Raw genomic sequence first — 25,782 nt, forward strand, 5'->3', positions numbered from 1 at the left:
GCGTTTTTACTGAATCAAAATATGTTTCTGAATGTCAACAATATCTTTAGAATTATCTAAAATCAAGAGGTTCATAAAAACCTTTAAATTAGCGGGAGATAATAAGGATGGAAATAAATTTTTATACGCTTTATTGAGCTTTCCTCGTTGCACGGCTGTTAAACCACTACGAAGTTTGAGATAGGTTTTAAGCTGCTGAGGATTGTAAATGTCGGCTTCTACATCGGGATGAACTGTGGAACGATTATTTTCTAACTCCGAAAAACTGACTTCAGAGAGTTTTGGTTGATTACGAGTTGCCATTGATAACAACAAAATTTTCCAAGCTTTTTGTGATAAAAGAGCAGAAGAAGCCATCTTAAATGCTGGATTTATTTTAGCTGATTTCAAGGCAACTAAGCCCCAATGTAATCTCAAATAATTACGAATTTGTGCCAGGTCAGGAAGCCGATGATGATGCTTTTGATGAATCAGAGGATAAATTTTCTCTTTGATTAAAATATTCGTTCTCAGTCGCTTTTCTAGAGACAACTTTTGATTATAAGCTCCCGGCCAAACCGTTCGGTAAGCTAAACAACGATTAATAAAAATAGCATCTCCAAACTGAGCGATTTTAATCCAAGAATCTATATCATCAAAATTCACATCCAAACTCGAATCCCACCCTCCAGATTTAAGAAAGGCATCTCGGCGATAAGCAACTTGTACCGGAGTTCCAAAGGGAACTTGTTCGAGTAACATTCCATAATGAATGTCTTCTTGAGGAATATAAAATGCTTTTCCAGGCCCAATAATTCGAGTGCGGCTGAGTTCTCGTCCGTTGGGATCAACCTGTGCTGCTTGAGCCGAACAAATCACGGCTTTAGAGTTTTTTTCAGGGGTGATTGTCGTCTGATGAATTGCGATCGCCTGTGCCATTTCTTCGATACAATTTGGAGCGAGATAATCATCATCATCAACAGGTTTAATCCACTCTCCCGATGCAACACTCACCCCCATATTCATTGTTTGGGAATGACCACTATTGCGCTCATTACGATGGTAAATTAGACGGCGATCGCTCTGTTTAAGTTGAGATTGACACAAATTTTTGACATATTCTTCAGTCCCATCAGAGGAACAATCATCAGCAACGACCACCTCACAGGGAACCGTTTGTTTTAAGGCGGAATTGATCGCCCGTTTCAACAAATTTAAGCGGTTATAAGTGGTGATGACGATACTAAACCGGATTGCCACTGTTGACGCTTCTTGAGGCATTGTTGAGTAAGAGTAGATGAGTAAAGTTGTCCCAGAATCTCGCCATACCGACCTGAGTCAATGTCAGGTAGAAGTTTGACTCCACAGTAGCACTACCGGGGAAGATTCGGCCAGATCTATTTTTGCAGTCAACTAACAACCCACTCAACACCAAAATTCATTCAAATTCCACGCCCTCCTGTTTAGGAAAAGGCATGGAATCTAATGTCGCGGAGACAGCTTCAATCTTTTAAATGTGAGCAAACGTTCCGTGTAAACCATAGGGAATATGATGCTTGAGATGCAATTGGGCAACTGGCCCCCTGTTAAGATCTTTTGCATCTAAAATCACAATATCTGAGCGATGATAACTCGCATCATACACCAATGTCAAGAGCCAGCCATCATCTTCGTTGACACCGTTAGGATGGGGAACAAACACAGGTTCACCGGAAAAGCCGTGAGGGGCTGCACTCCAGAGTTGACGTTCACCCGTTTGCAAGTCTAGCTTGAGAACTCCCTGTAACGGTGCATTTCCCTCCGCATCGTGGGCGGCGCCGAGGTAGACATAACGATAGGGACGTCCAACCCATTCGGGATTGAGGGTGGGAAACTCACAACAACGGCTGTCAACTTGCTGACGTTCGACTTGACCTGTTTTCAAATTAATCTCAAAATGCCACAATTGCCCTGGATCTAATGCGGTAAAATCTGTATCGTGAAAATCGGCTTGCGGATCAACTCCGGGAAGGGATTGATAACAAATTGAATCTACACAAATTTTATCCCCTTGTTCGTAGGCGTTGGCGTGATGGAAAACAAACCCCGAGTGAGTTTCAAAACATTTGATTCCCGGTTGTTCTTTTTGATTACGAGGAATGACAATAATCCGAGTCGGTTGTTTGGGTTTAAAGTTAACACATTCTCCCGCCCCACAAAACCCAAACAGAAAGGGTAGAGGATTAAAACTAACTGGATTTTGGAAGAAAATACAATAATTTGGGGTAATGGCGAAATCGTGAACAAAGGCAAATCCGGGTACAGAATGGGCGTGTTTGCGTAAAAGTTTGCCTTGGGGACTCAGTTCATAAATAGTAAATGTGGTAGAAAGTCCGGGTTTAATGGAGAAGTTCACGAGACATTGTTCGCCCTCGTCTAACTCACAATGGGGGTCAATACAAGGATGGGCTGAAAACGCATCGCCCGGTTCTAAAATGCCATCTAAATAATCAATTCCAATGGTTTCTAAGGTTTGAGGATCGAGTTGATGAGGTTCGGCTGCTTCCCACAAGGCTAACAGTTTATTACCCCAATAAATTACTTGAGTATTGGCAATGTTTTTTAAACGCAAATCAAACGCATTTGCCAATATACCGCCCGGTTTTTGAGTCCCAAATACACCCCGATAAAGAGGAATTCCTGCTTTTTGTTCTTCAACATATCCTTTCGTTCTTACATAACGGTTGCGATAGTGGGCGCGTCCTTGGGAAAATTGAATTGCCGAAATCATCCCATCGCCATCAAAAGGATGATGGACAGGATAACCATTAATATCTAATAAACCGGGGCCGTTCCTATACAAAGTTCCTGTTAATTCCGGTGGAATTTTCCCTTCGATATCTTCTATCGGATAGTCATATTCATGGGGTTGAGATTGATAGCCTTTTTGCCAGTCTTTGGTATTGTAAGATAATTCTTTCTTTACGAAAGGTTTCGGCATTTGTAGGTTAGTCATTGTTCTTTTTTTGAGTGTGAGAAGTTTAATAAAAGTCTATCCAAAAAATCATTGAGGAGGTGTTATTCGACTTTAATCTCGAATCCCAATCCCCTCATATTCTGGTACAAATTCGGGTACATGATTGTGTCCAGTGCGTTGAGAGATTGGCATTTTAGAATCAGAATTTTCTCCCTCTGCTTCTGCGCTAAGATTGGGCAACCAGTTAAGAAAGAGAAGGGGAAGCAGTGTGGAAATATTGGTAATCATCACCAGTATCCAGAGGTTTTCAAACTGATGTTCTGTTACTCCGAGTAGGTGAGTTAATAATGCTCCAGATTCGTGAGATAAGAGTCCGGCTAGATTATACACTGACATTAACAACGCAAATAAAGTTGCTTCAACTCCAGGCGGACACAAACGCGCTGCTAACACTAAAACAGGCATATAGGCGATTTGTCCCATGACGGTTAAAATTAGACTATCGCCTAAACTAAACCAATGATCATCTATGCCTAATGCACGGTTAGCATGGGTGACAAGCAATAACATTGTCAAGCCAAGAACTGCTGATAAAATTGTAGACCAAGTGAAGATTTTGCGAAAGGGAACGGTTTTAAAAAAGCGTTGAAATAGCAGCACACCGACTAAAGAGGCGATACTGGTCACTAGGCGAACTCGCCCTAAAAATTCGGGTTGAAATCCGAGTTCGTTTGTGGTGAAATAAAAGAAAGCTGAATCGGCTGTTGGGGTGGCTTGCCAGATGAATAAAAAAGCCATCGGTAGCCAGATTGTTTTTTGAGTAACAGCCTGACGGAGTTGACGAATTTGTTGTTTAACGGTTTCTAGATTTGAGCGATCGCCCACTTTTTCTTCTGTGATTAGCCAAGCCACTCCACAGACAATTAAAGGAAAACTTGCAGTGATTAAAAAGACAGTTTTTACGGTGACGATTTCTAATAAAAAACCACTGAGATAAGCAGTAATTAATCCCCCTAAAGCTGAACTTCCCCAACACAAGGATTGCAAGGAACCGACATCACTGAGGGATTCTTTTCGCGCCCGTTCAACTACTAATGAGTCTACAATCACATCACTGATGGCGACAGACAACGAACTGAGGGTGATGACGAGAGTGGCGGTGAGGGGACTATCTACGACTGTTGCCATCGCAATCCAGGCGATCGCACCCAAAAAACCTGATAAAATCAGATAGGGTCGGCGACGATAGCCAAATAGGGGTAAACCGTCGGAAAGAAAGCCAAATAAAGGTTTGATTACCCAAGGTAAGACGACGATTCCCAACATTGCTGAGACTTCAGCAGGCGTCATTCCCAAGTCGTCTTTGAGAAAGAAGCTCACAGCAAGTCGCGCCAGTCCTAAGATGCCTTGAACGAAGTATACGAGTAATATTGCTATTAGTTCTGGGGTGGGCTTCTTACCGAAAAATATATTCTTCTTGATATTGGCTTTGATTTTGGCTAGCCTCGTCGAAGATATAAACATTTGATAAAAAAAGATTAAGAAATATAAATACTTATAACACAGGTCTAGGGGGGACTGTTATCTGCCGATTGGGTTAATCTCGTCTCTCTGAGGGCTGAATGAGAGCGTATTTTAGTCGTTTTCTCAGAAATGGGGAGCAAAATCAAGGCGTTTGCAGTCTAAGAATGCGGGATTCTACAAATAATCTGGAGTAATCCGGAGCTGCCGATCACTTTTGGTTGGCAGTTTTCCTGTGAAGCCACTCAGAGGGCGCAAGCCTTGCACCCCTACAATTTTTGAAAAACGTTAAATAGATAGCGATCAAAAGGGTAAATCTAATTCAATCGTTTGATAATGGGAATATTTTTGAGGGTTTTCTGGATCTTCCGACCAAGATAATGGATTTTCGAGGATATATTTTCGGATATTATACAATGATAATTCATCTCGAATAATATGTTCATAATAGTTGCGCTGCCAAATCGAAACGCCTGAAATTTGACGAATTTCACTAATTCGTTTTGTTACTCCGGCTTTAAACCCTGAAATTAATGTAGACAAAGATCGGTGTTTTCTGGCACCGGGATTGTTTTCCAACTGTTCGCCAAAACCGTTATTAATTTCTGTTTTAATAATCACAATCGCGTGAAAATGATTCGGCATAATAATCCATTCATCTAATTCAATTTCTGATCGGATTTTGGCAGATTTTAACCATTCTTCAGCGACAATAGAACCAATAGAATTGAGGTGCATTTTCCCGTTTTTTATTTCGCCGAACCAACATTGGCGATCGCGAGTACATAAGGTGATAAAATAAAAACCAGCTTGAGAATAATCATACCCCTGAAGACGAATAGAACGGCGATGATATTGGGAATGATATTGATTCATATTTGGTATTGGGGATAGTCCAACCGTAGGCTGGGCGCAAGCATAAGGGCGCAAGCCTTGCGCCCCTACAACGCCCGTACAGCGCCCAATCTAACATTTTTCCGAGAGATTAGGAATGACATTGATTCATATTTGGTATTGGGGATAGTCCAACCGTAGGCTGGGCGCAAGCATGAGGGCGCAAGCCTTGCGCCCCTACAACGCCCATACAGCGCCCAATCTAACATTTTTCCGAGAGATTAGGAATGACATTGATTCATATTTGGTATTGGTGATGATCAAATAGTTTTCCGCTATTTTTCCCTTCGTAGGGGCGCAAGGCTTGCGCCCATAGAACGCCCATAGAACGCCCATAGAACGCCCATAGAACGCCCATAGAACACCCAGACAGCGCCCCTAAAATATTGGAAAATAGTTGAATTATTGGATGTCGTAGCCAAATTTATTGGGGTCTACTTCGGTTAAATTCAAATCTCCTAACCCATATTCCGCCCAACGTCGAGAAACCATCGCCGCGACATCAACATCAGACTCCAATGCTTCGCCCCATTCATGGTCGGTTTCGGGAGGAATTTTGGTCGTTGCATCTATTCCCATTCGTCCACCTAAACCAATTTTTTCGCTGGCAAAATCTAACGTATCAAAGGGCGTATTGGGAAGAATAAATACATCCCGAGAGGGGTCAACTTTAGACGAAATTGCCCAGACAACTTGACGCGGATCACGAATATTAATCGTTTTATCCACAACAATTACAAATTTGGTATAAGTAAACTGAGGTAATGCACTCCAAAAAGCCAACGCCGCCCGCCTGGCTTGACCCGGATACGCTTTATCAATGGAGATAATTGCTGCTTTATAACTTAACGCTTCCATGGGTAAGAAAAAGTCAACAATTTCAGAAACTTGTTGTCGTAAAATTGGGGTATAAATGCGGTTTAAAGCGATCGCCATCATCGCTTCTTCTTTGGGGGGACGACCGCTAAATGTGGTTAAATAAATCGGGTCTTTGCGATGAGTCATGCAGTGAAATCGAATTAACGGCGAATCTTCAACGCCACCGTAATACCCCATATGATCTCCAAACGGCCCGTCGGGTAACATTTCGCCGGGGGTAATGGTTCCTTCGAGTACAAATTCGGAGTCGGCGGGAACTTCTAAATCAACGGTTTTACACTTAGCGAGTTGTACACCGGAACCGCCATATAATCCGGCAAATAACCATTCAGATAAATCAACGGGAATGGGTGTAGCAGCCGCCATTATGATTAACGGATCAACGCCTAATGCGATCGCAATTTCTAGTTTTTTGCCGTTTTCAGCGGCTTTTCGCAGGTGTCTTGCCCCTCCCCGAACCGATAACCAATGTACAGTCATGGTTGTTTTGGACTGCAATTGTAAGCGATAAACGCCAACATTTGGAGTTCCGGTTTCGCAGTCTTTGGTAATCACTAAGCCTAATGTAATAATCTTACCCGCATCTTTAGGATAGGGGCGAATCATGGGAATTTTGCTTAAATCTAGTTCTTCTCCTTCGAGGATGACTTGTTGACAAGGAGGAAAGAAATTTCGTCCGGGTTTGGCTTTGACAACATCAAATAATACTTTCCCAAAGTCTACGGCTTGCGATATTTTTTTCGGGGGTTTCGGTTGTTGCAGCATTCCGAGTTTTCTCCCCAATTCTTCTAATTCTTGGGGTTTTTCCATATTCATTGCTAAACAGACTCGTTGTTCGGTTCCGAGTAAGTTGATAGCAACAGGATGAGGCGACCCTTTGACGTTCTCAAACAATAAACCTGGGCCACCGGATTGTAACATTCGGTTGGAAATTTCTGCAATTTCTAAGTCGGGGTCTACTAAAGCACTAATCCGTCGTAATTGTCCCTGTTCTTCTAGCCGTTTGAGGAATCCCCGTAAATCTCTCGCCATTATTTTTCTGGAGTGATGGTCTATTTAGTCTATTATAATGAACAAATGGATAAAATTGGTTATACAAGGGGTTTAATTTTCCTCTAAGTCTTTCTTTTTTTATTTGATTATTACAGCTTTTTTACTCTCTTGTTTTAGGTGATATTACCTGGAAACATATTTTTAAAGTCCGACAATCAAAATCATCAAATTAGCATCATATCACTCTCGATTACTCAAAAACATTGTGATTGTTAACCTGCCATTAACGAAATTAGATTATAATCAATCAATGATTTTTGGGAGAAATCGCTAAATGTCAGGTCAAATGCCATCCCTACAACGAGAACTTGGGGTTTTTGGTGCTACCTTAATGGGGTTAGGTTCAATTATTGGAACGGGGGTATTTGTAAGTATTGGAATTGCGACGGGAATTGCTGGGCCGTCTGTTATTTTAGCGGTGGCAATTGGGGCGATGGTTGCTTTATGTAATGGGTTGAGTAGCGCTCAACTTGCAGCTAATCATTCCGTGAGTGGTGGAACTTATGAATATGGTTACAAATATCTCAATCCCTTTTTTGGGTTTACCGCAGGTTGGATGTTTCTACTCGCAAAAAGTGCCTCGGCAGCGACTGCTGCTTTAGGATTTGCGGGTTATTTTCTCAACGCTTTGGGCTTGGATAATGGTTTATTGATACCGACAGCTTTAATTGCAGTTATCACGATTACAGTCATTGTTTTAAATGGAATTCGTCGTTCTAATCTAGCTAATTTAGGGATTGTTTCGTTAACGTTATTTTCCTTACTTATCTTTATTATCACGGGTTTACCAACGGCATTATCTCCAACGACTGCTAACAATTTAATGCCTTTTTTTACGGCTGAAAATCCCATCGCCGCTTTATTACAAGCCACTGCATTAATGTTTGTTGCCTACACCGGATATGGACGTATTGCGACTTTAGGTGAAGAAGTGCGTGAACCCCGAGTGACGATTCCCAAAGCGATGATTACCACGATGATTGTCACAATGTTGTTGTATTTGACGGTGGCTGTGGTGGGAGTCGCCGCAGTTGGGGTTGAGGGCTTGAGTGATGCGACGCAAAAGGTGGCACCGTTGGAAGTGGCGGCGAGTCAGTTTGGAATACCGGGAATTCCTCAAGTTGTGGCTGTTGGGGCGATAACGGCGATGTTGGGGGTGTTGCTGAATTTGATTTTGGGGTTATCCCGGGTGTTGTTGGCGATGGGGAGACGGGGAGATATGCCTCGTCAAGTGGCGCGACTCAACCCTTCTCAAACGACTCCTACAATTGCGGTGATTGTTGTTACGGTGATTATTGGGGTGTTGGTGTTGATTGGGAATGTGAAAACAACATGGTCATTTAGTGCGTTTAATGTTTTAATTTATTATGCTATTACGAATTTTGCCGCGTTAAAAATTCCGCCGGAAGGACGACTTTATCCGAAGCCGATAGCAGTGATTGGGCTAGTATCGTGTTTTTTTCTGGCGTTTTGGGTAGAGTGGCAAATTTGGTTAGTGGGTTTAGGATTAATTGCGGTTGGCTGGTTGTGGCGCTTCATTTTGCAGAGGGTTCAGCCTCAATAAGCCCGAAAGGGGGGTGAGTTTTTTGGACATGATCGCATTCCCGTCGCCCAACGTGTTACTCTTAAAGAATAGAGCATCAGATATCTTGATCGGACTTGCAGGGTCATGCCCCATCCAAATCACCAACTTGGGACTAATGATTCTACTGTAGTCGATACGGTTTGCCATTTTCTTTATCAAACTCTGGTTTCACTCCAGAAGCAGCATCCTCAATGGCTTAATCCTCGCTACCAAAATATTCCCTGGCATCAACCGCGCTATGAGTCTATCTTTTTCCAGAAGATTTCTCAAGGGTTGAGTCAGGTCAAGCCGCCTGAGAAATTACGGGCGAAAGTTCAAAATTATCTCAAGGTTTTGCTGAGTGGGGAATTTCTTCAATCCTCGGAATATCAGGCTGTTATTGCTCAACTCGAACAACTGATTTATCCAAACCCTAAACTGACTCCTTATCCACATCCTGGGGAAATCAACCCTCAACAACTCTATTTTAATGGGCGCAGTTTTTCAACCAGTGGAATTAGTATTCTGTTGTTGGATGTGGAAAATCTTCAATTGGATGTCGAAACCGAGAAATTTTTAGAAAGTGTTTGTACCTGTCCGTTGCAAATTAAGGTTGCTTTTGCTAATTGGCGTAGCATGGGAAAAAAAGATATTGAGTTGCATCAGCGAGGGTATCAACTCATTCATGTTCCGCCCGGAAAAGATAGTGCTGATTTAAAAATGGCGACAGTTGGTTCTTCTATTTTCGTCTATTATCCCACAGCCCAAGAAGTTTTGGTTTGTTCGTCTGATCGGGCCTTGACTCATCTATGCAATACTCTACAAGCTCATGGGTTAACAGTTTATCAGGTCAAGAAGAAAAAAGATCAGATTCTGGTGTTTGATAATCGAACCGGGGAAACTCAACAATTTAATTTAACATCTTCTAGCGATATTCCCTCGTTAGATAAATTTCTAGTACAGTTACAAGATTTAGTTCGCTCCGAACAAAAGCGTATTAATAGTCAATGGATTAAACTCTCGCGTCTTTCTTCCCTCTATAAAGATACCTACAAAATAACAATTAGTCAAGTTGTTTCTGCCCATTTTCCCGAATCTAAAGCCAGAGACATATTTATTAACAACCCTCAAATTTTTGCCATTCATCAACCTTCTGAAAAGTCCCAAACCTATGTGACTTTATTTGAACTCGCATATCCGAAAGATGAGTTAACGCCTGCTGCGGACGAAAATTCAACCAATGGTTTAGTGAAAATTCAATCCATTGAACAGTTAGAAATCGCCCTCGTTCAAATTGTTAAAGAACTCACTGCTAAAACCACCAGTTCTTGCATTTCGTTATCAATCTTAGGAAGTTACTTTAATAAAAAATATGGTCAAGCCATTACCCAAGTAATTAAACAACTTCAGCCGGGAGGTAAGTTCCCAAAATTTATTGATATGTGTAGTTCTTTTGAGTTAGAGGAAACCGAAAGAGGCTGGAGTGTGTGTTTACTAACGCCAAATTTCCCTTCATCTTCAGAAGAAGAATAAAGGGGAAAATCGGTTAAAAATCTGTTGATTTAATCCATATATAAAAATTCTTGATTCAGAATTTCTTTCCAAGTATTAAGCCCAACAATTCCGTTTGCTACTAATCCATGTTTAAGTTGAAATAGCTTAACTGCATCTAATGTTTTCACCCCAAAAATCCCATCAACGACTAAATTAGCCTCAATATTATTCAGATGAGTTTGCAATTCAAAAACAATTTTTCCAGTATTTCCTACTTTTAAAACCGGAAAATCATCATCAGGATTATCTAACGGGGCTGTTGTAATTTCTAATAAAATTCTCCAAGTTTGCGACCCAACAATCCCATCAATGATTAACTCATTATCTCTTTGAAACCGCTTAACTGCTATTTCCGTATCAGAACCAAAAACTCCATCTATTCTGAGATTAGCACCTACAATATTGAGGCTATTTTGTAGATAGATGACATTATCTCCGGTTTTACCTAACTGCAAAATGGGTAAAGATTTAACGGTTGTAGAAGAAATACTGGATGTTTGCATGATTAATACTTCCTGAAATTAGTGAACTTGAATAAATCTAATCTGCTTTTTGAGAATTGAGGAGTCACGGGTTTACATGACTCCTACATCGATATTCTCAGGGAATTAGAAGAAAGGATGCAGTAAAGCATTCCAAGTTAAACGACCAACAATTCCATCAACAACTAACCCTTTTTCGGCTTGAAATTTCTTGATGGCTGCTTCTGTAGCGTTTCCAAAGACACCATCAACAACTAAGTTTTCTCCCGAATAATTATTTAAGTTATTTTGAATCTGGATTACATCTTCTCCTTTACTACCTTGACGCAAAATTGGTAGAGAATTTAGAGTGCGGATAGGAACCGAAGTCGCCTGAGATAAAATATTGATTGTTTTCGGCCCAACAATTCCATCAACCGTTAATCCACTCTTTTTTTGAAACTCTTTAACGGCTGCTTCTGTAGTTGCCCCAAAGATACCGTCTTCAACTAATTTTGCCCCAAAAATATTCAGTTGTGCTTGGATATCTTTCACGGCTTAACCTTGGCTGCCCCGACGTACAATAGTTGTTTTTGATTGCATGATTGATTTCCCAACTAACTTGTTTCTATAGTTCTAATATAGTTAATCTAAACAGGATTGGGTAGTCACTCATTTATGTAAATGAATGTTTGGGTTTCAGTCCAAGTCAAGTCTAAAATATAAACAACATAAAAATTCCCTTAATCTCAAAAAAGGAGACTTCAGGGAGAGTCAAAGCTATTTTAGAGGGAAAATGAATGGTCAATTTAATCAATTCATCCTTTACCTAAAAGAATTCATGCAGCAAAGCATTCCATGTAAAAGGCCCAACAATTCCATCAGCAGTCAACCCAAAACGGCGTTGAAATTGTTTAACAGCTCCTTCTGTTTTTGAGGCAAAAATACCATTAACCAGCAAATTAATCTCAAAATCATTCAGACGATTTTGCAACCTAATCACATCATTTCCCACACTTCCAAAACTGAGAATCGGTAAAGATTGTAGAGCCTCAAAAGGAACGCTAGTCGCTTTCAATAACGTATTCCAAGTTTCCGACCCAACAATGCCATCGACTAATAATCGATTTTCTCTTTGAAATTGTTTGACCATTGCTTCAGTCGCCATACCAAAAACTTCGTCAATTAATAATTTGTATCCCAAAATACTGAGGCGTTCTTGCAAGTTTTTAATGGTTTTTCCTTGACTCCCCCGACGCACAATCGGTAGAGATTGAATCGTTTTCGGATAAAAATCTGTGGTTTGCATCTCTAAACTTCCAGTGGATTGATATTCATAGTTCTAATCTAATCACTGGGTTATCCATTGCACAGTCACTTTTTTGAGTGAATCTTTGCCAAATCAGAATATTGTCGTTAATTTGAGGGACAGATGGAGTTTATTTTTCAGAAGTTGAATAAATCTATCTTTTGTCTTTCCCCGACTCGGACGGTTGTGACTATACTAAGAAGGGAGTTTTTAAGAAATGTAACGAAATGCGAGACAAAGTAGCGGTAATCGTTGGGGGAACAGGTGGAATCGGTTCAGCCGTCGCCCGAAAGTTAGTCCAATCCGGGGTCAAACTGGTGTTGGCCGCCAGAGACAGCCATAAATTGGAAACCTTAGCTTCAGAATTGGGAACACCAGACGTTTTGGCGGTTTCAACTGATATCACTGACCCGCAGCAAGTTGAAGGATTGATGCAAAAAGCCGAAAGTCACTTCGGCCAGATTGATATTTTGGTCAATGCAGCCGGCGCCGGAATTCTCAAACAGTGGAATAAAATCGAACCCTCTGACCTCGATAGAATGTTGGACTTGAACCTCAAGGGGAGTTTTTATACCACTCAAGCGGTTGCGAGTGTGATGAAACAGCAAAAATCTGGTCATATTTGTAATGTAATTGGGATTTTAGGAAAACATTCGATGGCAATGGGAAGTGCTTATTGTGCTTCTAAATTTGGGGTAGTTGGCTTTAGTAAGTGTATGGCTGATGAAATGCGTCGGTATGGAATTAAATTTACATTATTCTATCTTGGGGGGGTTGATACTCCTTTTTGGGATAGTGTTAGTTTAAAGGTTGACCGTTCAAAAATGCTCAGTTCTGAAACGGCAGCCGATGCAATTTTATTTGCACTCTCAGCCGAACCTCAGGCTGTTCCAATGGAGATTAATATTCAACCCGATAGTCATTTATTCTTTTAGTGAGAAAGAATAGGGAATGAGGAATTGAGCGTTGATTCCAAACACCAAATAGTGGGAGTTTATGATGCAGTTTGATCATCTACATTTTTATGTCACCAATGCTAAGGCATCACGAGATTGGTTTATTCAGAAGTTGGGTTTTCAAGCTCAGGGATGTGTGACAACCTCTGATACTCATACAGAAATTATACAGCATGGATCGGTTTATTTTCTGTTATCTTCTCCGGTAACGGATGCGAGTCCGGTGGCTGAGTATTTGGAGCAACATCCGTCTGGTATTGTAGATGTGGCATTTCAAGTTGAGGATATAGAATCTGCGGCTCAACGAATGAAAGTTGAAGGGGTTAAAATGATGCAACCGATTCAACAATATTCTGTCGATAATAGTCTCCTAAAATGGTTTACTATTGTGGGCTGGAGTGGGTTACATCATACCTTAGTAGAACGGCAAAATCATCCTCACTGGAAGTTGCTTCCTTCTGTTCCTTTTCCCATTCCCTATTCTCAAGTTCATTCTCATATTGTCGGAATTGATCATGTCGTTTTAAATGTGAATGCAGGAGATTTACAAGCGGCTGTAAACTGGTATAAACAGGTTCTTCAGTTTGAATCTAAACAGACATTTGATATTCAAACAAAGCGTTCTGGTTTGCATAGTCAAGTGCTGGTTGATGAACATAAAAATGTGCAGTTTCCCATTAATGAACCTACATCAGAAAAGTCACAAATTCAGGAATTTATCGATGTTAATCGAGGTGCAGGAATTCAACATATTGCGTTGAAAACTCAAAATATTATTCAAGTTGTTGGTCAGTTGAGACAGCAAGGATTACAATTTATTTCCGTATCTCCTTTCTATTATAGCCAGTTACAACAACAGTTAAATCAAAATGAGTTATCACCCGCCGACTGGAAAACGATTCAAGAGTATGAAATCCTGATTGATATGTCTGATTCAGACGCAATGTTATTACAAATTTTTACTCAGCCTATTTTTGAGGAACCCACATTCTTTTTTGAGTTTATAGAACGTAGAAACAGTTGGGTTAATGGAAATCTTGTTGAAGCCAAAGGATTTGGAGAAGGTAATTTTCAAGCCTTATTTGAAGCAATGGAACAGGAACAAATTAAAAGAAGTCAGTATTCAAATCAATAGCCTAATTCTGAGTATATAAAAGGCTTCTAAACTACCAAGGGCTACCGATAATTGTAAATGCAGCCCAGTATTGAGGGTCAGAAAAAATTTCAATTCCAGAGTTATCAAATTCTGGAGGTAAAGTGATTTCTCGATCCGGTAAAATTAGGCGTGAATCTTCGATCCGAACTTCTCCCCTTAATAAAGCAATTTGAGTTTGTCTTAAGGCTTCGGCTTTAATTGGCGCTTGGGTTAATTGTTGATAAAAATCAACCATGAGTGCAAATGTGGCTTGATCATCGACTTTCCATAAGCTAGCGATTACAGATTCTACTCCTGCTTTCGCCGCAAAACCTGCAAAACCTAACTCGGCTTCACGATCTCCTAAAGCCGTTTGACAAGCGCTTAAGACTAATAATTTCACGGGAGGTTGATTCCATCCTAAATCTCGTACTTGATCAAGTCTAAGTTTATCATCCCAAAATTGAATATAAGAATTATTGGGTTGTCCCGTCCTAAATTCTGCATGAGTTGCTAAGTGAACAATACCAAAAGGTGTTGCAAATCGTTCTTTTTTTAAATTTTCAATTGTAAAGTTTTCATTTAAAAATGATTCTCCATTCCATACATTATCCGCAATAATATTGACTTCTGCTGACACCGCAGGTAAATCGTTTAATCTAGAATCAGCGGGAAATTCAGTTGAACCCATCGCCAAAACACGAGCTTGTTTAACATCACTATAACGAGTTTCAGTTAAGGTCAAACTAGGTGCAAGTCCTACGCTATATTTTTCAATTAAAAATTGTTCACCATCATGTAAAGCGGCTAAAGGTAAAGAACGTAATCCTTCGTCCATAATAAAGACTAAGTTATTGATTTCTTGTGCTTCTAACTCAGCTTGTAATGGAGCAATCAACCATTGATAAAATTGTTGAGCATAGGGTAAAAAACTACTTCTGCGAGTCGTTGGAAAAATTTCTCTAAAGAAAAAGTTTCGTTGTTTTAAAACTTGATCACGAGTCACCCCAGAAATTCGTTTCCGAATCGGTTGACCTTCAGCAGTAATCATTACTAATTCGAGCTGATAACTACCCTTTTGATCAGGTTTTTCTGATGGAGAATCGATTACATTGACCTGATTTTCTTGAGCTTCTATATCATATTCAACCGGAACAAAGTTAACATAAATAACAGCAGGTTTAATCCCTGTAATTCCGGCAATTTGACTTAAAGCATCACAGGTTTCCAGTAAACCTTTTGCAGATTTACTCGCAGATATTCCCCAATATTCTTCAAAATCTTGAGTGTATCCCTGTTCAACTGCTAACACTCCCGCATCTACTGGACTACAAGGAAGACTAGCAGAAATTGATAAAGGTTCAACAGGGTTTTGACGGGGTAAAATATCGCCAGGAAATTCCGGTTGAGTGGGTTCAATTGGAGTGGGTTCAATTGGAGTTGGTGTGGGAGTTGGGGTGGGAGTTGGTGTTGGTGTTGGTGTCGCTAGATCATCAGTTTGAATTGCAATATTTCCCACTGTAAAAGATTCGGGAAAAGAGTTGTCAGAATTAATCGTAAATTCACCTGTTGTAATAGCTGCGGCTGTACCATTATCATTCTCAGTTAGGTTTGTATTTCCGATTTCAAAACTAGCAATGGGTTCATCAGCTAACCCCCCTTGATGTCGAATTGTAATAGAACCTCCTCCCTGTCCACCTGCTGTAGAAATACTGGCATTAATGTTATTTTGATCGATAAAAGATCGAGTTGCTCGAACAAATCCACCTGTTGATTCAAGAAGTACATTTCCCCCTTGACCATTTTGCCCACCTTGAGCGTTAATAAACTCAACTTCAACATCACCAACCGGGTCAATAATTACGTTTCCACCATCACCAATGATACCACTACTGTTAATTTCTCCGGTAATAATTGCAGTCGGAGCGATAACAGTAATATCACCTCCTGTTAAGCCAGAACTGTTTAAATTAGCAGTAGAAATTGTTCCCTCTGTTGCGGTTAAATTAATATTACCGCCTAGACCTTGAGGATTACTAGAATTAAAGTTTATTTCACTATTAATATTGGTTCCTGAAAGGGTAATATCTCCTCCGGTTGTTTGAATAATTCCACTTCCTAAAAGTTGAATGGAATCCAAACTGTTGATATTAAAATCACCACCATTAGTCTGAACGTTGGGGTTATTGAAAGAAAAGTTTTGATTAAAATCGAGAGTAATATTACCTCCACTTGTCGTTAAATTTACAGAACGACCCAATAAATTATTAGCATTGATTGAACCATTATTTGTTGTGAAGTTAATATTACCGTTAGGATTAATAATATTACTGACATTAATATTTTGATTGGCGTTGAACGTAATTGCTGCGTTATCCGTTCCTGTAATTGTAAATCCTGTTGTTTCAATAGAAGTAGCAGATTGAAGTCTAACAGGGTCACGGAATGATATATTCCCAGCAGCAGTAATTGTTCCGGTGTTATTGCTCCCAACTGTGATTAAGTTGAAGCCATTTTGTAAAAAGTTTAGTTCAGTATTTGTTAAATTTAAAACACTCAAATTATTATTGCTATTTCCTCCAATTTCAACAGGAAAACTTGAACTAAAAGGCTGTAATGTTAAATTGATATTATTCCCAGAGACAGTATTATTAAAGTTAATTTCATCACCCGTTAAAGTAATATTATTTAAGATGTTCACTGCATCACCGTAGTTTTGACCATTCTCTCCCGTTGTGGTGATATCAGCGTTGAGTTCAGTTATTCCTGCTATATCTGTAGTTAAGCTACTGGCGTTCACAGTGGCGTTAAATTGAGTAATTCCACTGCTATTAACTGTAATTTCACCTAACCCATTCCCTGAACTTCCGATTGCATCTAAAATAATATTTCCGTTGGGTGCATTGAGTGTTAAATTGTTACCCGTTCCTGAGATTGGACTATTATTAAAATCAATATTACCATTGTTACTATTAATGATAACATCAGTATTAAGTTCAGTTCCACCCGTTGCTTGAGTAAAGTTAATACTCTCGTTTGTTGTGAGATTACCGTTAAGAGTTGTTAATCCTGTTGTTTGAATATCCAGTAAATTTAGAGTCTCATTTTGTCCAAATGTACTCAAGATAATATTACCGTTACCTGCACTCAGTTGTAAATTAAAATTCCCATCAACCGTTCCCGTTCCAAAATTAATAATTCCATTTCCAAAACTTGTATCAATCTGAACGTCATTGGTTAAAACAATATTGGCTGCATTTTCAAAGGTAATCCCATCAGTACCACTAATATTAATATTCCCTCCTAAATTCGTTAATCCACTTGTATTAATGGATAAAAGATTTAAAGGAATATTATTTCCGACTGTTCCCAATGTAATATTACCCGTTCCCGCATTGAGTTCTAAGTTAGAATTACCATTAATGGTAGCATTATTAAAGTTTATGCTTCCATTTCCTAAAGTTGTATTGATAATTACATCATTAATTAAAACAATATTGGTCGCATTTTCAAAGGTAATCCCATCAACGCCACTAATATTAATATTTCCCTCTAAATTGGTTTGACCACTTGTGTTAATCAATAAAGAATCAAGAGGAATATTAGTCCCTACTCTGTTTAAAGTAATGTTACCACTTCCTGCATTAAAAATGAGTTCGTTTCCGGTTGCTGTGGCTTCAATTGGAACACCTGAAAAGTTAATATTTCCATTTCCGCTGTTGGTTTGCAGTGTTACTGAACTTCCCGCAATATTAACAGTTGTTGCACCTACAAAGTCTAAACTATTATTTGTAAAGATATCACCAAATAAGTTAATACTATTAGCATTACTAATAATTAATTCGTTGAGTTCATTTCCCTCTTGACCGACATTGTTAAGTGAAATATTACCTGATGTATCAAGAGTTAAGTTATTTCCGGTACCAGTGATTGGACTATTTTCAAATAAAATATTTCCGGTGTTGCTGGTAATATTAACATCGGTGTTGAGTTGGGTTCCACCTGTAGCTTGAATGAAATCAATATTATTATTAATTGTGAGATTACCATTGAGAGTGGTTAAGCCAGATGTATTAATAGTTAAACTTTCAGGGGGGATACTATTACCAAAAGTACCTAAATTAACTTGACCACTTCCTGCATTAATAATTAATCCGCCACTTCCTTCAACCGAAGCATCCGAAAGATTAATATTTCCATTATCGCTATCGGTTTCGAGAGTAACTGTATCACTATTGAGGTTAATTGTTGTGACACTGGGAAAGTTAATACCGCCATCTGTATAGATATTACCCAATAGATTAACAATGTTAGCATTGGTGATGGTAACGCCTCCAATTTCATTATTATCCTCACCCACATTATCCAGAAAAATTTCTCCGGTTGTATCAAGAGTTAAGCTGTTTCCGGTTCCGGTTATCGGACTATTTTCAAATGATATATTCCCGTTATTGCTGGTAATAATAACATCAGTATTGAGTTGGGTTCCCCCTGTTGCTTGAGTGAAGTCAATATTATTGTTTGTTGTTAGATTATTATTTAAAGTGGTTAAACCAGTGGTTGTAAGGGTCAAAGAATTAAGCGGGGTATTATTTCCCACTGTTCCTAAATTTATCTCACCGTTACCTGCATTTAGTTCTAGATCAAAATTTCCATTAATGCTTGCTTGACTAAAGTTAATTAGTCCATTTCCCGAACGGGTATTAATACTAATATTATCACTTAATTCAACGGTTGAAGCATTTTCAAAGTCAACACCCTCAAAACCATTTGTGGTAATATTTCCTCCTAAATTAGTTTGACCTTGACTATTAACAGTTAAGGAAGATAAAGGTTGATTATCTCCGACGGTTCCGAGTGTAATATTACCTGTACCAGAATTAAGTTGTAAGTTAAAATTTCCGTCAACGGTGGATGCAAAGTTAATACTACCATTCCCATTACTGCTATCAAGTATTACATCACCCAAAAGGTTCACAAAATCATTATAGGTTTGGTTGTTTGTCGTCGTAATATCACCGTTGAGTTCAGTAGAACCGCCTGTATCTGTTGTCAGACTATTAGCATTAACTGTTCCGCTAAATTCAGTCATTCCACTACTATTGGCGGTAATATTTCCAACGGGTAGAGTTTCCCCAATTGTCCCTGAAAAACTAATATTTCCGGTTCCAGTTGTGAGGGTAAGGTCAGAATTTCCGTTAATATTTCCGTTAATTGTAATATCGCCGCCACCTGTATTATCAGTATCCAGTGTTGTGTTTCCAGTTAGATTAATTTCATTCCCTTGAATGGTAATATTTTCGTTGTCGGTTGTAATTCCTTCACTGAGATTAATTAAGTTAGCATTGAGAGTGATAGAAGCATCATCTATTCCCGTTAAAATTCCACCAATATCAATTGAACCCTCGGGAGATTGTAGGATAATTGGATCATTAAATGTAACGCTATTTGCAACCGTAATTGTACCAGATGAGTCGGTTCTTCCAACCGTAATTGAACTCAATCCATTTTCAAGTAATGCAAGTTCATTTGAGGTTAAATCAAGGGTTGTGGAATCTCCGCTGTCTGTTCCATCAATAACAATATTTTGATTAACGCTAAAGGGTTGTAGAGTTAAATTTCCACTTCCTGAAACTGTCCGATTATTTCCACTAATATCAAAATTTATCTCATCTGCGGTGAGGGTTAAATCATTATTTCCGGCGACAATACCGACATTATTAAATGTAATTGTTCCGGTTCCAGCGTTCAGAGTTTGACTGTTATTGAGTGTTAAATTGGCACCATCTAGACTCAATTCTTGCTGTTCCCGTCCGATAAAGCTACTACTGAAAGTAATATTTCCGCCAATCCCGCCATTAACAGATGAATTAATATTTCCAACAGTGATGTTACTTACTCCTGTATTTGTACGCGCATTCAGATTAACAACTCCTCCACTCCCACTAATAGAAGTTGAATTGATTTCACCCGTTTCTAGAGTTGCGTTTCCACTTCCTGACTGAACATCGAGATTAATATTACCGCCATTTCCACTGTTAGATGAGGTATTAATTGTTCCGGTTGTAATCGAATTAGGGGTTAAATTATCTATAAAGTTATTCCCCGCTAAAATATTAAGATTACCGCCATTTGTAGTAATATTTCCTGTCGTGACTTGTCCGCTATCGCCAATTGAATTTAAGTTAATTGCTTCGCCTTCAGTTGAGAGTTGACCGATATTAATTTCACTATCTGCATTCAAGGTAATAGAAGCATTATCTGTTCCAATAATTCCTGAATTGTTATTAGAAGTAATTGAACCATTACCAGCATCAATAACCACTGGGTCAGAAAACTCTGCATTTCCTTCAAAGGTAATATTTCCACTAAAATTCAAACCACCGATGGTAATTAACTCAAAATTATTTAATGTAGCTAAATCGCTTGGGGTCAGGTTGAGTGTATCGGTATTCGTATCTGTTGAACTTCCAACCTCAATATTATTAACTGTACTCGGTCGAATGTTTATGCTATTTCCGGTAACTGAATTATTACCGCCTTCAAAGTTGATTTCATCGCTCGTTAAAGTAATATTATCTGTGGTTAACGCATTGCTAAACGTCACATTAGCTGCACTATTAATTTGCAGTCTAGAGAGAGGAATTAAATTGCCAATTGCATTGTTAAAGTTAACATCTCCAACTCCTGCGATGACGTTTAAAGTTTCTGTATTCGGGTTGGTTCCGTTAACGGTTCCGAGAATAGTAATATTAGCACCCGGTTGATTCAAATTATTAGTCGTATCGAGATTAACAGTATTTACTCCGATAACAACGCTATCATTAATTGTAATGGGATTTCCAGCAGTAATAATATCAGCATTGAGTGTGGTTGTTTCGCCTAAACCTATTAATGTAATCGAAGCATTATCCAATCCCGTTAACGTTCCATCAACGGTAATATCACCCAATGGGGTTTGTAGGGTTAAAGGGTCATTAAAAGTAACGGGATTAACAACAGTAATGGTTCCGCTACTGTTATCACGTCCGATAATAATTGACTCAAAGCCATTTTGAATTAAGTTAATTTCAGCTTGAGTTAGATTTAGATTGGTAGTATCAGTATTGTCAGAATTAGCGACATTAATTCCTCGTTCTGGAGTAAAGGATTGTAGGTTTAAATTGCCACTTCCTGAAATCGTGCGACTATTATCAATATCAAAGTTAATTTCATCTGCGGTTAATATTAAGTTATTATTTCCCGCAGCTATACCCACGTTATTAAGGCTAATTGTTCCTGTTCCAGCGTTAAAGGTTTGATTATTATTTAACGTAATATTTGCACCATTTGTAGTCGAAGTGGGAATATTATCATCTTCAGTGACACTGGTGAAAGAAATATTTCCTCCTTTACCTTGATTAGCAGAGGAATCAATATCGCCAATTGTTATTGTACTATTTCCCGTATTAGACCCTGCATTAATACTAACATTTCCTCCGGTTCCCATGCTGGAAGTTGAGTTAATTTCATTTGTTAGTATACTTGTATTTCCGGTTCCAGACTGAACATCTAAGCTAATATTTCCGTCACCATTAATCGAAGTTGTAGTCAGAGAACCAACTTGAATAGAACTTGCTTGGTTGGCTGTATTACTTCCGGCTTGGAGGTTAATATCCCCTCCATTTGTGATGAAATTATTCGTAATAATATTACCTCCATTTCCTAACGCACTTAGATTAATATTACCTTCAACACCCGTAGAAGTATCTATTTCTCCCGAGACTTGAATAGAACTTCCTTGGTTGGCTGTATTATTTCCAACTACTAAGTTAACATCTCCTCCCGTTGTAATTAATTGTTGAGTCGTAATTTGACCGCCATTTCCTAAAGCATTGAGATTAATATTGCCATCACTTCCCCGAGATGTATTAATAAAACCAATATCAATAGAACTTGGTTGAGTCGCTGTATCACTCCCAACTGTGAGGTCAACATCTCCTCCATTTGTAATCATTTGTTGAGTCGTAATTTGACCTCCATTTCCTAAAGCATTAAGGGTTATATTGCCTTCAGGTGCGCGAGAAGTATCAATTGAGTTGATTTGAATGGAACTCGGTTGAGTGGCGTTATTCTCCCCAATATTTAGGTTGATTTCTCCTCCTGTTGTCACTAATTCTTGCGTAATAATATTACCACTTCCGATAATATTGAGATTGACATCTCCATCACTATCGCGAGATGTATCGATAAAACCCGTTTGAAGTAAAATGGGTTGATTGGTATTATTATTATTAAAATTAAAATCAACTACTCCTCCCGTTGTAGTTAAGTTTCCGGTGCTAATTTGACCGCCATTTCCAATCGCACTAAAATTAATATTTCCACCACTAATTCCTGTTGTATCAATTCCACTAATATCAATTTGAATAGGATTTGTTGGATTGACTATATCACTTCCAACTGTGAGATTAATATTTCCACCAGAAGTTGCTAAAGCAGCAAAATTGGGACTGGTTGTAACAAAAATTTGACCTCCATCTCCGAAAGTTGTGAGATTAATATCAGCAGGATTATCACCTGAAGTATTAATTCCTCCCGTGATTTCAATCGAACTCGGTTGGTTAGCCGTTTTATTCCCGGCAGTAATATTAACCTCTCCTCCAGTTGTTCTTAAACTTGCTAAGTCTGGAGTTCCTTCTATAAGAATTTGACCACCATTTCCCAAAGTTGTGAGATTAATATCAGCAGGATTATCACCACCACTCGATGTATTAATTTCACCATTAATTGTAATCGAACTCGGTTGGTTAGCCGTTTCATTTCCCGCAGTAATATTGACCTCTCCTCCAGTTGTGCTTAAATTTCCTACTGTAATTTGACCTCCATTTCCCAAAAAATTAAGTTCAATATTAGCTATTCTATCAGCCGGATTGTTAGGATCATCTAAAACCTCAACAAGATCGCCGAGATCCGTATTAATTCCGTTTCTTATTCTAATTAAACCTCCTTCACTATTAACATTACCAACATTAACATTAATCTCTCCTCCTGTTGTACGGAGATCCCCTACATCTAAGGTACTATTATTTCCAAAAAGCCTAATATTAATTTCTCCTCCTCTAATACTGGATGTCCCAATGTAATCTACTACTCTAATTGAACTAGATTGAGTAGCTGTTTCACTCCCTGCATTAAGGTTAATTATTCCTCCTGATGCTGCTATTCGCTGTACTACAATTTCACTGCTATTTCCTAACGAATTGAGAGTAACTGTTATGGGAAAAGGAGACATTGTAGAATTAATATCACCGCTTATTTTAATAGAACTGCGTTGATTAGCTGTCTTATTTCCAACCGTTAGTGTAATATTTCCTCTCTCTGTAACTATAGCCGCAAATGGATTATCTATGGCTGCCAATCCATTTGTAATAAGAATTTGACCACCATTTCCCGAAGCTGTCAGGTTGATCTCTCCTTCTCCGTTTGTTACCAGTGGAGTAGTAAGATCAACTTCTGTAGTATCATCATCTGGTGTTTTTATATCAATTAAACTGTTGTTTCCTAAAGCATTAATTTCAATATCTCCTCCTCCAGAATCATCAGCAGATGGGAAAATTCCACTGTTGATTTGACCATTGATTTGAATCAAACCGCCTTGAGTTGCAGTGTCATTTCCCGCCGTAATATTAACTACTCCTCCTCCTGTAGTTATAGAAGCAGCTCCTTGACCATCAAGATTAATTTCTGCTTGATTTCCTAAAGCATTAAGATTAACATTTCCTCCCTGAGTAGATAGTGTTCCCATCGTAATTTCTACTCCCGAAATGGTGAGGTTTCTTCCCACAGTATTAATGGATTGAGTTTGATCCATTAAGAAGTTACCAGTGTTATTATTGTCTGCATCTGCTGTAAAGGTAATTGAACCTTCCCCTTCTACAAAAGTGAGAGATATTCCATCTGCAACTGTTATATTTTCAGTCGCCTCTAAAATAATATTTCCGGTTTGAAACTCTAGCGTCGTTGAATTAACTGTAACATCTTGATTAGCAAAATCATCTTGAAAAATATCAGGTAATTCACCATCGGTTGGGTTGGCAGTTAGGTCTTGAATAATTGTAATATTTCGAGGATCAAGTAATAACGTCCCGAAATTACCATTCACTGCCGAAGTATCAACAATTCCATCAAAAATCAAACTTTCTTTCCCCGAAACTTCAACAAATCCCCCGTTTCCTAACTCACTCCCACCCCTAGTATTAATATTCCCATAAAACCCCGTGACTTCATCCGCCCAGACAATAACCCGTCCGCCATCTCCGCTTAATAAACCATCTGCATTAATAATCGTACTGCGATTAACAAACGTCCTTAACGCATTAGGAACTTCTCCCTGTCCTTTATAATCTCCGCCTATTAAAACAGTACCACCGCCATTTGTTCCAGAGGCGTTTATATTAGCATCAATTACCCCAACTCTTTCCCCAAAAATTCCCACAGTTCCGCCTATTTCTCCCGAAACATCCACCTCTCCCGACGCAATTGTTGTCCCAGAATTGACGGGAATGGTGGTATCAGAAACAGTTAAGTCTACACTTCCATCGGGGTTAACTTTAGCCGCCATGTCATAGCCACTCACCCCTCTAGTTAATAAATCGGGTAAACTGGTAATCGGAATTGACCAATTATTCGGTTGACTACTACCGGGAACTATCGGTTGAATTTCTAAACTTAAAAGTTGTCCGGCTTGACTAATTCTAACAAAATTTTCACCGGGAACAGAAGTAATAATCACCTGTCCTTCTGGGGCTGAAAGTTGTCCAGCGTTAACAACTGTTCCACCTAATAATGTTAAATTTTGTCCTCGTTCAACGGCTAAAGTTCCGAAGTTAATCACGCTTCCAGGATTTGCCATTGTAAACGCAAACCCCGTTGGATTTCCGATTAATATTTCGTAGTTATTTAACCCTTCAGCATTGAACCATTCCTCGCCAAACTGTACGCCGTTTGCTGTGGTTGCGGTAAAATCACCGGGAAGATTTAACTGTGAATTCGGCCCAAATAAAATTCCCGATGGATTAATTAAAAACAGGTTAGAACTGCCTCCTGTCATCTCAATTAAACCGTTAATAAAAGAGGCATCACCCCCAATAACTCGACCTAAAATGTTGCGAATTTCAGGATTAGATAAAAAGTTGGCAATTTGACCTTCATCGAGTCCAAACTTCTCAAAACTATGAAATAAATTTTCCCCATTTCCCGAACGAGTTCCGCCTTCAATATTGAAGCGATTTCCCTCGGGCGTTACCACCGTACCCGTACCATCATTTGCGGGGGTAATGGCTTGGGTGAGGATAATTTCAGAACCGGAAACGGGAGAAACTTGATAAAAAGTATCAGAATTTACCGCAAAATTTTCTATGGGTTGGGAAGTAACCGCAAAAGCAGGTAAACTGCTAAACAGTGTAATGGGTAATACAGATAAAACCGGAGAAAAAAAGCGAATTAAAATCATGATTACACCCCCCCCACAATGACAACA

13 protein-coding genes are annotated in these 25,782 nt (G+C 39.0%); 4 read left to right on the forward strand and 9 right to left on the reverse strand.

Annotated features, from left to right (window positions below; genetic code table 11):
* Positions 1-6: 6 nt before the first annotated feature.
* The 5 genes from L8106_RS03600 to L8106_RS03620 all read right to left on the reverse strand — a co-directional run bounded on the left by L8106_RS03600 (position 7) and on the right by L8106_RS03620 (position 7,261).
* Entirely contained in the window at positions 7-1,260 is a 1,254-nt protein-coding gene (locus tag L8106_RS03600; RefSeq protein WP_009782835.1) for a glycosyltransferase family 2 protein, read from the reverse strand.
* A gap of 229 nt (positions 1,261-1,489) precedes the next feature.
* Positions 1,490-2,974: a carotenoid oxygenase family protein gene (locus L8106_RS03605; protein ID WP_009782836.1), complete on the reverse strand. Its 1,485-nt coding sequence runs from the start codon at positions 2,972-2,974 to the stop codon at positions 1,490-1,492.
* A gap of 72 nt (positions 2,975-3,046) precedes the next feature.
* A complete protein-coding gene (locus tag L8106_RS03610; RefSeq protein WP_039895397.1) occupies positions 3,047-4,459 on the reverse strand; it encodes a folate/biopterin family MFS transporter in 1,413 nt (470 codons plus the stop codon).
* A gap of 300 nt (positions 4,460-4,759) precedes the next feature.
* Positions 4,760-5,332 (reverse strand): transposase, encoded by a 573-nt coding sequence (locus L8106_RS03615; protein WP_009782838.1) that lies wholly within the window; start codon positions 5,330-5,332, stop codon positions 4,760-4,762.
* Between the two features lie 420 nt (positions 5,333-5,752).
* On the reverse strand, positions 5,753-7,261 hold the full coding sequence (locus L8106_RS03620) for a UbiD family decarboxylase (protein WP_009782839.1): 1,509 nt from the start codon (positions 7,259-7,261) through the stop codon (positions 5,753-5,755).
* A gap of 295 nt (positions 7,262-7,556) precedes the next feature.
* Between L8106_RS03620 and L8106_RS03625 the strand changes: the two genes are divergently transcribed.
* Both L8106_RS03625 and L8106_RS03630 read left to right on the forward strand, forming a co-directional pair.
* On the forward strand, positions 7,557-8,846 hold the full coding sequence (locus L8106_RS03625; protein ID WP_009782840.1) for an APC family permease: 1,290 nt from the start codon (positions 7,557-7,559) through the stop codon (positions 8,844-8,846).
* A 105-nt stretch (positions 8,847-8,951) separates the two neighbouring features.
* Entirely contained in the window at positions 8,952-10,379 is a 1,428-nt protein-coding gene (locus L8106_RS03630; RefSeq protein ID WP_009782841.1) for an NYN domain-containing protein, read from the forward strand.
* Positions 10,380-10,408: 29 nt separating this feature from the next.
* On the opposite strand, the gene L8106_RS03635 is transcribed toward L8106_RS03630, so the two are convergent.
* The 3 genes from L8106_RS03635 to L8106_RS03645 all read right to left on the reverse strand — a co-directional run bounded on the left by L8106_RS03635 (position 10,409) and on the right by L8106_RS03645 (position 12,170).
* Positions 10,409-10,903 carry a peptidoglycan-binding protein gene (locus tag L8106_RS03635; RefSeq protein WP_009782842.1) on the reverse strand — a complete coding sequence of 165 codons (495 nt, stop codon included), beginning with the start codon at positions 10,901-10,903 and terminating at the stop codon, positions 10,409-10,411.
* A gap of 105 nt (positions 10,904-11,008) precedes the next feature.
* Positions 11,009-11,416 (reverse strand): peptidoglycan-binding protein, encoded by a 408-nt coding sequence (locus L8106_RS34340; RefSeq protein ID WP_009782843.1) that lies wholly within the window; start codon positions 11,414-11,416, stop codon positions 11,009-11,011.
* A 274-nt stretch (positions 11,417-11,690) separates the two neighbouring features.
* On the reverse strand, positions 11,691-12,170 hold the full coding sequence (locus tag L8106_RS03645) for a peptidoglycan-binding protein (RefSeq protein ID WP_009782844.1): 480 nt from the start codon (positions 12,168-12,170) through the stop codon (positions 11,691-11,693).
* A gap of 227 nt (positions 12,171-12,397) precedes the next feature.
* On the opposite strand from L8106_RS03645, the gene L8106_RS03650 reads away from it, so the two are divergent.
* Positions 12,398-13,105 carry an SDR family oxidoreductase gene (locus L8106_RS03650; RefSeq protein ID WP_009782845.1) on the forward strand — a complete coding sequence of 236 codons (708 nt, stop codon included), beginning with the start codon at positions 12,398-12,400 and terminating at the stop codon, positions 13,103-13,105.
* 61 nt (positions 13,106-13,166) lie between these two features.
* A complete protein-coding gene (gene hppD / locus L8106_RS03655) occupies positions 13,167-14,261 on the forward strand; it encodes a 4-hydroxyphenylpyruvate dioxygenase (protein WP_369747802.1) in 1,095 nt (364 codons plus the stop codon).
* 31 nt (positions 14,262-14,292) lie between these two features.
* Here hppD and L8106_RS03660 read toward each other — a convergent pair whose 3' ends face one another.
* On the reverse strand, positions 14,293-25,755 hold the full coding sequence (locus L8106_RS03660; protein WP_009782847.1) for a CHAT domain-containing protein: 11,463 nt from the start codon (positions 25,753-25,755) through the stop codon (positions 14,293-14,295).
* Between the last annotated feature and the right edge of the window lie 27 nt (positions 25,756-25,782).

This window comes from Lyngbya sp. PCC 8106 (assembly GCF_000169095.1).
Lineage (GTDB): Bacteria > Cyanobacteriota > Cyanobacteriia > Cyanobacteriales > Microcoleaceae > Capilliphycus.